This window comes from Alteromonas sp. ABH4_453 (assembly GCF_056160665.1).
This window is the reverse complement of the sequence record NZ_JBSWXP010000003.1, coordinates 458,845-472,297: the sequence shown is the minus strand read 5'-3', so window position 1 is coordinate 472,297 and position 13,453 is coordinate 458,845. Positions and strand designations below refer to the sequence as shown.

Annotated in this window: 12 protein-coding genes; 6 read left to right on the top strand and 6 right to left on the bottom strand. The window is 44.1% G+C overall.

Annotated elements, in window-relative coordinates:
* The first annotated feature begins 151 nt into the window (after nucleotides 1–151).
* Genes ACXAGV_RS08370 through ACXAGV_RS08355 form a run of 4 tightly spaced genes read left to right on the top strand, consistent with a single transcriptional unit; the run spans nucleotide 152 to nucleotide 5,805 of the window.
* The gene (locus tag ACXAGV_RS08370) at nucleotides 152–874 is read left to right on the top strand and encodes an ABC transporter ATP-binding protein (RefSeq protein WP_474872853.1); all 723 of its coding nucleotides are present in this window, start codon (nucleotides 152–154) and stop codon (nucleotides 872–874) included.
* A complete protein-coding gene (locus ACXAGV_RS08365; RefSeq protein ID WP_474872852.1) occupies nucleotides 871–2,313 on the top strand; it encodes an ABC transporter permease in 1,443 nt (480 codons plus the stop codon). The genes ACXAGV_RS08370 and ACXAGV_RS08365 overlap by 4 nt, the downstream gene beginning before the upstream one ends.
* Complete coding sequence (locus tag ACXAGV_RS08360; RefSeq protein ID WP_474872851.1) at nucleotides 2,310–3,620, top strand: DUF3526 domain-containing protein; 1,311 nt, start codon at nucleotides 2,310–2,312, stop codon at nucleotides 3,618–3,620. The genes ACXAGV_RS08365 and ACXAGV_RS08360 overlap by 4 nt, the downstream gene beginning before the upstream one ends.
* Nucleotides 3,610–5,805 carry a TonB-dependent siderophore receptor gene (locus tag ACXAGV_RS08355; protein WP_474872850.1) on the top strand — a complete coding sequence of 732 codons (2,196 nt, stop codon included), beginning with the start codon at nucleotides 3,610–3,612 and terminating at the stop codon, nucleotides 5,803–5,805. The genes ACXAGV_RS08360 and ACXAGV_RS08355 overlap by 11 nt, the downstream gene beginning before the upstream one ends.
* Before the next feature lie 82 nt (nucleotides 5,806–5,887).
* Here the strand turns inward: ACXAGV_RS08355 and ACXAGV_RS08350 are convergent, their stop codons facing one another.
* The 3 genes from ACXAGV_RS08350 to ACXAGV_RS08340 form a co-directional block, all read right to left on the bottom strand.
* Nucleotides 5,888–6,667 carry a hypothetical protein gene (locus ACXAGV_RS08350; RefSeq protein WP_474872849.1) on the bottom strand — a complete coding sequence of 260 codons (780 nt, stop codon included), beginning with the start codon at nucleotides 6,665–6,667 and terminating at the stop codon, nucleotides 5,888–5,890.
* 11 nt (nucleotides 6,668–6,678) lie between these two features.
* A complete protein-coding gene (locus tag ACXAGV_RS08345; protein ID WP_474872848.1) occupies nucleotides 6,679–6,969 on the bottom strand; it encodes a hypothetical protein in 291 nt (96 codons plus the stop codon).
* Nucleotides 6,970–7,215: 246 nt separating this feature from the next.
* On the bottom strand, nucleotides 7,216–8,175 hold the full coding sequence (locus ACXAGV_RS08340) for a LysR family transcriptional regulator (RefSeq protein WP_474872847.1): 960 nt from the start codon (nucleotides 8,173–8,175) through the stop codon (nucleotides 7,216–7,218).
* Nucleotides 8,176–8,363: 188 nt separating this feature from the next.
* Between ACXAGV_RS08340 and ACXAGV_RS08335 the strand changes: the two genes are divergently transcribed.
* Nucleotides 8,364–9,194, top strand: a complete 831-nt coding sequence (locus ACXAGV_RS08335; protein WP_474872846.1) for a DUF4437 domain-containing protein — start codon at nucleotides 8,364–8,366, stop codon at nucleotides 9,192–9,194.
* Here the strand turns inward: ACXAGV_RS08335 and ACXAGV_RS08330 are convergent.
* Nucleotides 9,184–10,344, bottom strand: coding sequence for an ankyrin repeat domain-containing protein (locus ACXAGV_RS08330; RefSeq protein ID WP_474872845.1), 1,161 nt, complete (start codon nucleotides 10,342–10,344; stop codon nucleotides 9,184–9,186). The genes ACXAGV_RS08335 and ACXAGV_RS08330 overlap by 11 nt on opposite strands.
* 77 nt (nucleotides 10,345–10,421) lie before the next feature.
* Nucleotides 10,422–11,393, bottom strand: a complete 972-nt coding sequence (locus ACXAGV_RS08325; protein WP_474872844.1) for an NAD(P)H-dependent oxidoreductase — start codon at nucleotides 11,391–11,393, stop codon at nucleotides 10,422–10,424.
* 197 nt (nucleotides 11,394–11,590) lie between these two features.
* Between ACXAGV_RS08325 and ACXAGV_RS08320 the strand changes: the two genes are divergently transcribed.
* Nucleotides 11,591–12,496 (top strand): LysR family transcriptional regulator, encoded by a 906-nt coding sequence (locus tag ACXAGV_RS08320; protein WP_474872843.1) that lies wholly within the window; start codon nucleotides 11,591–11,593, stop codon nucleotides 12,494–12,496.
* Nucleotides 12,497–12,637: 141 nt separating this feature from the next.
* On the opposite strand, the gene ACXAGV_RS08315 is transcribed toward ACXAGV_RS08320, so the two are convergent.
* Entirely contained in the window at nucleotides 12,638–13,444 is an 807-nt protein-coding gene (locus ACXAGV_RS08315; RefSeq protein WP_474872842.1) for a DUF3307 domain-containing protein, read from the bottom strand.
* Between the last annotated feature and the right edge of the window lie 9 nt (nucleotides 13,445–13,453).

Sequence of the window (13,453 nt, the reverse complement as noted above, 5' to 3'; positions counted from 1 at the left end):
ACTCGGCAAGCCTTTTTCGTTTCAGCTTCCGAAATTTGTAAATTGTTTCTAATTAAGACAAAACACACACTACCTAAATAAAAGCTATTCCCATTTGCATGGTTATATTATAACATTGCAGCACAATTCTAATGTATAGCTTCTCCAAACAATGCAAACAAATTCAGTGATATGCGCGGATGCGCTTACCGTGCGTGTTGACGATCGCACACTTCTAGACAATCTCAATTTTAATGTAGGAAAAGGCGAAGTATTTGCACTTTTAGGTGGAAATGGTGCAGGTAAATCCACCACCCTTAAAACTTTTTTAGGGCTTATGAAGGCAAGTAGCGGTAGCGCTACTGTATTAGGGCATAATGCCTCTACCCAGCCAAACCAAGTTCAAAAGTCTGTTGCCTACTTACCCGAATCTGTCACCTTATATGGCCATCTTTCTGGCTTAGAAAACATTCGTTATTTCTTGTCAGTGGCTGGAGTCGATAAGTCTGACGACGATATGTTCGCCGCACTTCGCAAGGTCGCACTTCAAGAAGATTCGTGGAATAAGGCGCTATCTAATTATTCAAAAGGCATGCGTCAGAAGACCGCAATTGCCTTGGCGCTACTGCGCAATGCGCCTGTACTGTTCTTAGACGAACCTACATCTGGGCTAGATCCAGCAGCCATCGACGAATTTAATGTGCTAGTGTCAGAGCTGGCAGCGGGTGGCGCTACTATTTTTATGGTTACCCACGACGTTTATGGTGCCTGCCAAGTTGCCCATCGAATTGTGCTTTTAAGTAATGGCAAATTAACCGGTTCTTTCGAGCGTGCTGGCGATACGCCAATAGATACTGAAGCCGTTCACGCAGCATTTGCAGGGCGTAATGTATGATACTGAATGTTGCTAAAATCATTTGTGCAGAACAGTGGCGCTATTGGATGCGAACAAAAGTAGCAGCGACCGTTTTATTGCTAGGCGCTGTGCTTACCATAGCTGCACTGGTAGTTAACGCCTTTCACATCGATGAGGCTGCCCACACCAGAGATCACCTTCAAACAGAAGCTGAACAACGTTTTGAGGCACAGCCCGATAAGCACCCTCATCGCATGGTGCATTATGGTCATTATGTATTTCGTGCCCCCACTCCACTGAGCGTAATTGAACCGGGTGTCGATACCTACACGGGGAACGCTATATTTTTAGAAGGGCACCGCCAAAATAGTGCAATGTTCGCCGAGCAGCGCCAATCCGCAGGGCTTACACGCTTTAGTAGTTTAACACCCAGCTTTTTAGCTTTGGTTCTTGCACCTTTATTTATTATTCTAATTGGCTACGGCAGCGTGTCTCGTGAACGCGAAGCCGGCACGCTAACCTTACTGCTTTCTCAAGGCACCACCCGTTGGCAATTGCTCTTAGGGAAGCTTCTAGCTCTCGTAACCGCTAGCAGCCTATTTTTACTCCCGCTTCTGCTTGCCTGTCTTTATGTCGCGTTTTCAAACGAAAGCGCACTTGTTGTAATACTCTTTTGCCTTAGCTATGTGGTTTACTTTTTACTGTGGGCCACGGTAGTCACTGCGTGCTCCGCCATATTTGAGAAAAGCAGCGTTTGCTTCACCGTACTTGTTGTCATTTGGATGAGCGCTTGTGTGTTGCTTCCTCGTTTAGGGAGCAGCGTTGCCACAAACGTTGCCCCTTCAATGGGAAAACTTGAAGCCGATTTCAAAGTGGAAGAAAAACTTAGAAGTTTAGGTGACGGTCATGACGTTAACGATCCTGCATTCAAAAAGCTAAAAGAAGATTTACTAGCTAAATACAATGTAGATTCAGTTGACGACTTACCCGTTAATTTCAGGGGCATCGTTGCCCAGTACTCCGAAGGTCGACAAGCCAAAGTGCTTAATGAGTTTGCTGAAACCCGCATGACCGAAGAGTTGGAACAAGCCCAAATAGCACGGCAGTTTGGCTGGCTTTCGCCTACAGTTGCGGTGCGCTCTATTTCCACGATCCTTGCGGGAACCAGCCTTGAAACACATCACCGCTTTTTAAGAGAAGCGGAAACGCTAAGACTTGAGTTTGTTCAGGCTTTGAACAAGGTTCACGCTGAAAAACTCGATTACAAGTTAGATATGAACCGCAACGCCAGTGAAGAAGCAGCAGACAAAGCTGTGGTTGGCGCAGATAATTGGGCGATCTTAGCAGAGTTTGATTTTAAACCAGAAGCAGGAAGCACACGAATTAGTAACGCGTTGATTTATTTTATTCAGCTGTTGCTTTGGATGGGACTTACCGCACTACTTCTTCAAGCTGCAGTTAGGAGATTAAATCCATGATCCGTTTTAATGATATTAAACGAGAAGCGGGTTTCGTATTTGGCCATCGTCAGATAAAACTAACGCTTTTGGTCGTGTTTCTTTTAAGCTCGCTGTCGTTGTGGTCTGGCTATTCGGAAATGCAAGAGCAGCAAGCCACTATAGAGCGCTTGTTAGAGAAAGATGAAACAGAACGCAACGCTGTCCTTACTCACCAATCTAATTATGGCATGGTAGCCTATTACGCCTTTCATTTGACCTATGCCCCGCCCTCGCCGTTGGCGTTTGCTGCCGTAGGAGAGCGCGATGTGTTTCCATGGAAGCACCGTATTAGAATGCTAGCGCTAGAAGGTCAGATTTATGAAAGCGATACAGACAATCCGGAGCTTGCTTTCTTAGGGCGTTTTGACTTTGCTTTCGTTACCAGTGTGCTGTTGCCTCTGTTTATCATTTTGCTCCTTTACGATTTAAAAGCGAAGGAACGCGAAGCCCGCCGTTTTGACTTGCTCAATGTAACCGCACGCAATTCACATGCTATTTGGTCATCACGCGTATTGGTAACCCTGGTTCCCTTGGCACTAGTTACACTTATTCCGTTTATTGCCTTTAGTGTAGTGAATGGTGCGTCTGTGTTTCAAACAGTAACGGTTTGTACCATCGTCATTGGCAGCATAATTGTTTGGAGCGCTATTGTGCTTGCTATAGGTGCTGCTAAGCGTTTTGCTAATTTCAGCGCCACGCACCTAGCTTCAATCATGTTAGGCGTATGGCTTGTCACAACGGTTATTGTGCCAGTTACCGGGCACACCATAATTAATGCGTCGGTTGATACACCTGAGGGCGGCGACATTGTGCTCACGCAGCGAGAAGCCGTTAACAGTGCATGGGACAAACCTGTTGAACAAACATGGGAAGCGTTTATTGAAACTCACCCACAGTGGGCGGATAAAACCGACTTTGATCCACAACGAGACAGTTCATTTAATTGGAAGTGGTATTACGCATTTCAACAAGTTGGCGACCAAACGGCAAAGGAACTTTCAGAGGCTTATCAAGCCGCCACCTTACGCAAAGATAAAATTGCAAGCTATGTTGCTCTGCTATCCCCGTCTTTATTAACGCAACGCTTATTAACGAGTGCGGCTGATACCGATGTTAAAGCCATGGTTAACTACGAAAATAATGTTCGCGAGTTTCATGCGGCGTTGCGCAAATTCTACTATCATCACTTGTTTGAAGCCCCGGAGTTTTCATCGGCCAGTTTTAAACAGCTACCTCAATTTTCACCAAAAATAAGAAAGACACAGGAAAACACTAATGAAGACTAGTTGGGTAAAATCTAGCCTCGCCCTTTCTATCGCAACCCTTTTGAATGCGCCTGCAGATGCGCAAAACACTGATATTCAACCGGAAGCGGATGTAGAGAAAATTACGGTGCATGGCATGCACCGTGCGTATCAAGGGGCATTTGAATATAAAGAAGTGCCGGCAGCAGCGCAGGATATCGACCTTGGTCTCATCAATGATGCAGGCGCTATAAACCTTAACGACGCTTTAGACTTGTCCGCTTCGGTAGCCAGACAAAATAACTTTGGTGGCCTTTGGAACAGCTTTGCTATTCGTGGTTTTTCAGGTGACGAAAACTTACCTAGCGGGTTTCTGGTAAACGGTTTTAACGCAGGACGCGGATTTGGCGGACCTCGTGATCTTTCTGGCATTGATCATGTTGAAGTATTAAAAGGTCCTAAAGCTGCTCTGTTTGGTCGCGGTGAACCAGGTGGAGCGGTAAACCTTGTTACAAAGCGCCCCCAGTTTCGTCAAGGTGGTGAAATTAAAGCAACTTACGGTAGTTGGTCACAGAAGCGCATTGAGGCTGATGTACAATCGGTTGCAGGCAGTGCTGAAAATGTAGGTGTACGCTTAGTAGGCTTTTATGAAGATGCTGAAAGTTTCCGCGATACAGTAGAAACTGAGCGTTTTGGCTTTTATCCATCGGTTACGTGGGAAGCATCAGCAGACACCACGGTTACGTACGAACTTGAATACACCGAGCAAAAAATTCCTTTCGACCGTGGCGTAGTGGCCATCGATGGTGAATTGGGCCACCAACCAATTGAAACCTTTACCGGCGATTCTAATGGCAACACCATCGATACTGAAGTGGTTGGTCATCAAATTGAGATTTCTCATAAACTTGCTGACGAATGGAACCTGCTTTTGGGTGCTGGCTTGCGCGATACCACTTTCGAGGGTAACGCATTAGAAAATAACTTTGGTGGTCGCCAAACGTTGTTTATCGATCCTAATCAAGCCTTGTTGTCTCGTTTCAAGCGCTACCGTAATTTCCAAACCGATTACTTCGTTTTACGCGGCGAAATAGCGGGACAATTCGATACTGGGTCGCTATCACATCGCGTGATTATTGGTGCTGACTACGATAAGTTTGAAAATGACCAGATTATTCTGCGCTATCGCCCGCCATTCTTTTCAAGCGATACTGACATTAACGACTTGGACTTAGAACAGTACTTAGTGGTCGATATTTTTAATCCGGATTACTCACCACTTCCAGATGTGGAATTGTCTGATAACTTGGACCGTTTTGAAGTTCAGGAAGCTTGGGGTATCTATTTCCAAGACCAAATCAACATCACTGATAATTTCCAAGTTAGGCTGGGTGGCCGCTTCGATAAGTTCGAGCAGGAAATTGATAATCGCCTGGCGTCACCTGTAAGTACCACATCACAAGACGACACACGCTTTTCTCCACAAGTGGGTGCTGTTTATCTGTTTGATGACACCACAAGTGTGTACGCAACCTACGGTGAAGGTTTCCGTCAGCTGACGGGGTCGGATTTCGCTGGAAACCCGTTTGAACCTAACGAATCTAAATCTGCGGAAATTGGCGTTAAAGCCGACCTCACATCAATGTTTGATAATATACGGGGTGATATCACCTTCGCCGTATTTAATATCGAACAAAGTAACATCCTTGTTTATGATGATAGCCCTGAGGCGTCTGACGGCTTCTTCTTAACCCCTGCTGGCGAAGCGCGTAGCCGTGGTGTTGAGTTAGACATTAACGCTGAATTTGAAAATGATATTTCGCTTTGGGTGTCGTACACCTTCGTAGATGCTGAAAGTACAAACGATGCGGCGGATGCTAACTTTGTTGCAGCCATTGAATCTGGCGATCCTTTAATTAACGTTCCAGAAAACCAATTGAGCATTCAGTTGAGCAAGGGACTTACATTTGCTGATATGCCAGTACGTATCGGTTCAGGACTGTTGTATGTTGATGAGCGTTTAGGTCAAACCGCTACCGACTTCTACTTACCAAGCTACACTACGGTTCGTGCGTTTGCTGAGATAGAGCCTGTAGAAAACTTGTCAGTTAAAGTTGCAGTAGATAACCTGTTTGATGAAGAGTTTTATACTAACTCTTTCGCAGATGTGTGGGTTGAACCAGGCGCGCCTCAACGCTTTAGGCTTACCGTCGCCTATCGCTTTTAAGGTCTAGAATTTAACGAAAAAGGAAGCGGGACTTATTACCGCTTCCTTACTACGACTTTTGAATGTTTAATTTTTGTGTAAATTAAGAGTTTTGTAAAGTCTGGATTGGCTCGATGTCAGACGTATTATTCTTGATAAATAACTCTATATCGTTAATTTTCTCTTTAGAAAATCCGAGTCTTGCTTCTATACCAGTAGTTCCGTCAGCGTTTTCAATGATATCAAACTCGTTTACACCTAAGGTGCGCAAAAATGCAGTGTGAACCTGATTATTGTTGATATCGACAATTTTAATTTTCGTCGATGTTCTGTATATAGCCAGTGGACCTGACTGCGTTTGTACCCAATTGATTGACCAGAAATAGTGACTGTAATTAGGTAAGCCAAGTTTTGTGTAAAGCGACTCTTTGAAGTCCACGTTTTCGCACTTATTCATCACAGCATTTTGACGTTCGCAGTTTGAGTATTCTGCAACATCCTTACCTCCTAATCCAACATCCATTGGAACGATGGTCTTTCCGTCTAGGCTAACTAATACATAGTCATCGAACTTGTTAAGTCCAAATGTATTACCTATTTCTTTAAAGGAGTCTAGCAATCCGCCCACGCTGTCGCCTTTGTCTCGAGGATCTTTTTCTAACAAAATAAAACCTGTAGATGCAGCATCGCCCTTCTGATGTTTAGCGATGTGGTAGTTATCTAAGAGTGTTATATTTTTTACGCTATCATTGTCTATAAAATAGCGAAAAGCAGACCCCGGACGGCCAATAATAAAACCGTCTGAAGTAGGAATTACACTACTACTTGTTGCAGTTTTTCCGGTAACTGTTTTTACTTCATACCGGTCACCACGCTTCCACACCGTTGCAATTTTTATAGGTGCTTCAGTTGATTTGGCTTTGTGATATTTGAGTGTAAATGAGCCATCGAAATTTTCTGTTTTTGTGCTGTAAGTTCAGTCGCACTGATAACGATTTCCGGCTGGGGTGCAGCTTGCTGTTGCTGTTGGGCAGCAACAGGTAAGGACATGCCTTGAATTTTAGCAAGAAACGTCTGCTTCATTTGGTTCGCCATTGCTTGCTCTTCTGGCGAGGATGGTGTACTACCACACGCAGTAAGAAGTGAAACTGCTAATAAAGATGGAACTAATAGTTTTGCATTCATGTGTTTTCTCTGTTTTTCGCTTTAGCTAAAATATTTAGAACTGAAGCTTTTTTATGAAAACAAAGGATTGCACATGACGAGACTTCACCATGCAGTCCTGCATAGTCGAGTGTACTATTGAAATGTCGCAATCCCTTGCGAGCACTATTAAAGGATATTCCAATCTATTTTTCAATTATAAGATTCTGTTTTTAGTTTGTTTTTTAGTCACTTAGTATAGAAACAAATGAGTATCCATAAACGAGCTCAAATTTCATCGGAGACAGGCCACTCTCGCTCCGTCAAAATATATGTATTGATAAGACGTTGACGCTTATTTTCAATAACCTGTTTTAATTCATCTCTAATTAATCTTACCGCTGGCGTAATAAGATGCCGGCTAGGCAGCATGAGCCACATTTCAGTTAGCGGTACGTGGTAACCATTCAAAATACGCTGCAGCTTTCCGCTTAGTAAATCCCCCGCAACGTCTATACAAGACTTTTTAGCGATCCCCTCTCCATCTACGCACCAGCGCCGAACAATATCACCGTCATTCACAGCGCGATTACTATTCACTTTCACTTTGACTCTTTCGCCCCCCTTTATAAGTTCCCACATATTGTGGGTTTGGTCGTAGAGCTTATAAAGAAGTGCGTTGTGCTGCGCTAAATCAGTCAGAGTTGTAGGCTCACCGTTTCTTTCTAAATAATCGGGAGACGCGCAAATCACATGCGGAATATTGCACACTTTAAAACCATACATCTGCGATTTTTTAACCGCTTCTTTTGTCATGGCTCTAAGTGCTACATCTACACCATCGCGGTAGAAGTCCACCCGACTGTCGCTCACATGTAATCGCAATGAAAGTTCTGGATTTTCGCGCTGCACTTTATTTAGCAGTTCACGCATTAGGTTGCGACCCATTTCCGAAGACATCGCCATGCGAAGCTCACCGTGAATGCTCTGCTTCTGCTCTGTTACTAATGCAAGGCCCTGCTGTAAGGTGTCGAGTGCCTGCTTTGCCATAGGCAAATACTGCTCTCCTTCAGGTGACAATCGAATTTTGCGTGTACTTCGCACAAATAGCGCTACGCCAAGCTGCTCTTCTAAACGTTTAACCGCCATACTTGCAGCAGATGAGCTAATATCAAGTTTTATCGCAGCAGTGGTTATCGAGCCCACTTCAGCCACCTTTACGAACACAGACAGGTCTTCGGTTTTCATACTTCCCTCAACGGTTATTTCACTCTTTTGATTTCAAGGCAAAAAAGACAAAGCAAAATAGATCACCTCTATTATCCATATTTTCAGGAAAGTCTTTATTGATTTTGGTCGTTTATGAGACTTATTCGAAATAATAGACTGTGCCTGTCTGTTAAATAAAGCCTACGACCAACAATTAGGAGGTTTGAATGAAACCAACGAACCGAAACAAACTGACAATAGCATCGCTATTATTGAGCACCTGTTTTCTTCTTGTACCTGGCGCACACGCACAAGACAAAGTTATTGCGGCTAAGGATGTCGAATGGGGTTACTTGAATCCAGCCCGTGGCGACAAAAGCCCAGGAGCAGCAGACTTGTGGGGAGACAGAACAAAAGACACAGCTACCGGTATGCTAGTGCGATTTAACAAAGGCTTTGAATCGCCACCACACATTCACAACATAACCTATAGAGGTATTGTGATTGAAGGTGAAATGCACAATGACGACCCAAATGCCGCTAAAATGTGGATGCCAACAGGTTCGTTTTGGACACAACCTGCAGGCGAAGATCACACGACTGCAGCAAACGACAAAACCAACCTGATTTACTTGGAAATTGATGAAGGTCCGTATTTAGTTAAACCGTCAAAAGAACATTTCGACAACGGTGAACGACCAATCAATATTCATGCAGATAATATGGTGTGGCTACAAAAAAGCGACCTTGTAAATATAGCGGCCGACGGTGTTTCCGTTGCCTATTTGTGGGGCGAGACAAGTAGTGTATACGGCACCCTTGTCAAGCTTCCAAAAGGATTTAAAGGTTCAATAAAATCTAATGGTGATGAATTCAAGGCAGTGGTTATCAAAGGAAGCCTCATTTACAGCCAAAACAACGCCTCCAGACAGATCGAGTTAAACGCAGGAAGTTATATCGAGTCATCAACTGCTGCATACCATTCTGTTGAAAGCGCAAACCAGAGCGCAACCATTGTGTACGTAAGAACGTCGTCAAAATTTAGCGTTACAGATTAGTACGTTTTTTCCGCTCACGTACGCGGGGCATATCCCCCATGCTTCGCGTATTTTCTAGGTATTCAGCAATCATAGAATAACCGTTTTGCCTTGCAAGCTGCTCCGGTGTATTGCCATCATAACCTTTCAAATCTAACCTAGCTCCTGCTTCCACCAATACTTTCGCTGCCTCAAAATGCCCATGCCACACTGCGTCATGAAGCGGTGTATACCCGTTGTTAGGACCTTGCGCGTTAAGCACTTCCTGAAAGCCAGGATATTGACTAAGTAACGTCAGCATGTCTGCACGCCCAAAATATGCGGCTTTGTGTAAAGCAATTGCGGCCATGTAGGCGCCGGTAAGCGTTTGATCTGCGCCGTTATCTAGCAACAGCTTTGCTACTTTCAGGTAGCCTTTCATCGCTGCAAGCAGCAGCGCGCTATGAAAATCACTGCCTTGTTTCAACACGGGCGCAACCGCATTAACGTCATACCCCTTTTCTAGCAGCACTTTTATGTCAGCTGCCATTTCTTCTTCAGACAGCGCTTGGTTAGCAACGATCATATAAATGGCTGCTTTTTCTTGCGCTTGCTGCAGCGTTTTTGCTTCATGGGCCGCGAATAGCGCGTTAATGGTGGTAACGTCTTCATTCAACGCTTTATCGTTTGCTTTTGCACCGCTTCGATTAAACCCAAGGGCTGTAGCGCCTGCCGCTGAAATAACGGTGGTATCGATGTCGGGCAAACTTAATAAATATTCCACCGCGGGAATATTTCTGTGCCACACGGCCAATAGCAGTGGCGTTCCCCCCAGGCGTACTGACTGCAAGTTTACGAATGCTCCCTCTTTAACAAGCAGTTTAACAAGGTCTAAGTTTCTTCCTTGAACAGCCAGATGAAGCGGCGCTACCCCCATTAATCTATCGAGTCCGTTAACATCTGCGCCGCTGTCTATAAGAGCCTTAACACGCTGTATATCGTTATCCCACACTGCTTTGTGCAGCGGTGTTAGGTTCTGATTTATGTTGCTTTCAAACTTACTTGAATAGAGCGCCCCGATTGCCTCGTTTGCCACGGCTTCGCTAAACGAAGCGGTAATGCCCATGCCAGAGAGCACAATTAACGCCAAAGACTGACACGCTTTTCTTGTATTTGGGATAGGTTTATTCATTGTCTCGCCTAACTTTTTAAATGCTTTTTGTATTGGTTTTAAATTCTGGTTTTGAGTTTTTAGCACGTTGTTAATCCCTACAAAGGACTAACAACGTAACTGTCGATGATTACTCTACCTTCGGTATCAATATGCACATGCCAGCGCTCTTTTACCTGTAGCTCAACCGATTCCCCTTTAAAGTCAGACGACTCAAATGTGTCAGCGCGAAGGTTAATTCGAAGGTCTACTATAAATCCATTGGGCTTCGCTGAATCAGCATCGGGTTTGATATCAATTTGTTCTGCACGGTGCTCACAGTTAGGTTTAAACGTCTTGCGTGCCCACGCGTACCAGTCGTTGAATCCAGCATGGCCTTGAAATCGTCCCTCTGGCGCTTGCCAGACAACCTCCTCGCTGAGATTCAGTAGAAAAGCTTCACTTGACGCCGGTAATTGATCGAACTGCCCAAACCACGTCGTTACAAACTGTTTGATGCGCACTTCTGGTGAGTTCATCAAAACATCAATAGCATCGGCTACCCGCTTTCCATGTTGGTCACCACGGGCCTGAACGTCAGAAAGCGTGTTGTAAACACCTTCAATGTACACCATGCGATGGCTGTAAATTGGCTTGTGATACTGCATTTTTGCAAGATAAGCGAGCTGTTCTAGCGGGCGTAAAAACTCTTCAACACTGAAGTGGTTATAGCCTAGCGGTCCATAAGACTCTTTTGGGCCACCTACCGAAATTGACAGTAAAAAATGTTTATTCGCCAGCTTGTCTCCTTCAGGGCCAAACGCAAAATTATAAGTAAATACTTGGTCAATCCAGCGCTTAAGTAAAGCTGGTACAGAATACCAGTAGAAAGGAAACTGCAGCACAATTACCTCAGCTTCAAGCAAGGCTTTTTGCTCTGCCTCTACATCAATTGGGTTGTTAGAATAAACGGTGTCCAAACGTCTAATTTCAATGTTGTTTATGCGCTTAGTCAGGCTTTGCAAAATAGCGCTATTAGCATTGGACTGGTCTAAATTAGGATGGCCGGAGATAACTAATACTTTACTCATTACTTCTACCTTTGCGTGATAATTTTATGGTTGATTCAAAGTGAACAGATAGAAGTTTATGATTGAATGACCTTTAGTTTTAGATGATCATTAACTCAAAGATTATTAGTTTAAAGCTAACAATTAAAATTTAGATAAAATTCAGGCTTGAAACCATTTGATCAATTTGTAAATTAGACTTTCAAGAGGCGCTACAAGTGAACGGCACCACATTTCAACAACTTATTGTTTTTCATGCTATTGCCGATAAAGGTAGCATTAGTGGTGCTGCACGCCAGTTAGAAATGGCACCGCCATCTGTAAGCCACGCGCTTAAATCTCTAGAAGCAAGTGTGGGCGTTCCTTTGTTTAATCGAACTACGCGTAGAGTTGAATTAACCGATGCGGGAAAGTTACTTAAGCAGCAAACTCATCATGCTATCGACACGTTAGATATTGCATTTGAAGAGGTCAATGCCCTTAGCTATACCCCTAGGGGCACGGTTCGTATAACCACTCCCCGCTTCGCCTTCCAACAGCTTTTGGCGCCTTATTACCAAGAGTTTTGCGAGCGCTATCCAGACTTAAAGCTTGAGGTATCGATAAACGATGCAGCCGTAAATTTGATTACCGATGGGATGGATGTGGGTATTCGCTTTGGTGATAGGATAGAAGAAGGCATGGTGGCAAAGCGATTAACTAAAGCCACTAAAGAATGTTTGTTCTGCTCACCCCACTACGCTAAAAAGTATGGCCTTCCCTCGTCTATTGATAGCCTTCAGCAACACAAGCTCATTCAATATCGTTTTATTACCTCTAACAAACTTGCGCCACTTCATCTGTGGCAAAACCAGCAAGCTGTTAGTGTTTCAATGCCGATTGCTATGGTAGTCAACGATACAGATTTGATGATTGATGCTGCCAAAAAAGGGTTAGGTATAGGAAGAATTGTTGAACCTATGGTAGATGAATTATTTGAAACTGGCGAGCTTGTTCCCGTACTTAAAGAGAACTGGTTTCCTTATTCAGGGCTGTTTATGTATTTTCAGCAACATAGTCAAAAGGCCCAAAGAATTAGGGCCTTAATCGACTTTCTTGAAGAAAAACACGCAGTTTTGCGCTAGCGCCTGTTGGTTTTTCCTGTGCATCAAATCTCAACAGGCGTTAGTAACTTGTTTGCTTTCAGTGCGCTAGGGTATCGTTTTTAACTTTCTGCAGATGCGCTAAGCGGCCTTTCGCACAATAGTAACGCAATAAACCCCTTGCTAAGACTTTATGGGTAACTGCCCTAATGCCGCTGCGCATGCCAAACCAATGGCAAGCGTCATCGCCACACTGGTAAAGGTTCCCAGAAGTACATATTCAGTTAGCTTTCTGTCTTGGTGTTTAGTTAGATCGCCAAAACGAAAAATCGACTTCGCCGCAATAAGAAAGCCAATAGCAGAAAATTGGTTTAACAATACAAAGGTAAGCATGAGTACGCGCTCTAAATAGCCAATTCGTTGACCTGCCAGTGATAAAGTTTGTTGTGCCTCTGTACTTATTGTGGGCGGATCATTGGGGTGAGAAGACGGCATTTTGTTAGCTAATACTTCATCGCTCCAAGGCGACAGCAGCTGTTTAATAATAACTGAACTGGGCTTGAGTACCGCCAAATAGGCCAAGGCCACTAATAGATGCGATGTGCCTAGCTGCTGAAGTAGTCCCACTGCCTCGCGCCACTGATTGGTGGCATACAAAAATACGCCTAAGATCACGACAATGTGCGCTATTTGATCGACAACAAAAGACGTAGTGTTTTGCTTACAATACGATTTAATCACGTCAATTTTGAAGTGAGAAACGGCGACTACAATTGCACTAACACCTATACTTGCGATACTTATCGTTGATGAAAACAAGAACATTGCTGCTGCCGCGAGTATACCGTGTATGATTGCGTGTAGGTATAAGGGCAAAGCTAGTGCGTGTCGTTCGTTTCTTTGCTGTACCCAGGTAAACGGTTGAAAATAAAAGTCTGCTAATAGATGCGCTAACACAAGTGCCACCAGCATTTGAGGTTCAGCAAGCATTTGGCTCTC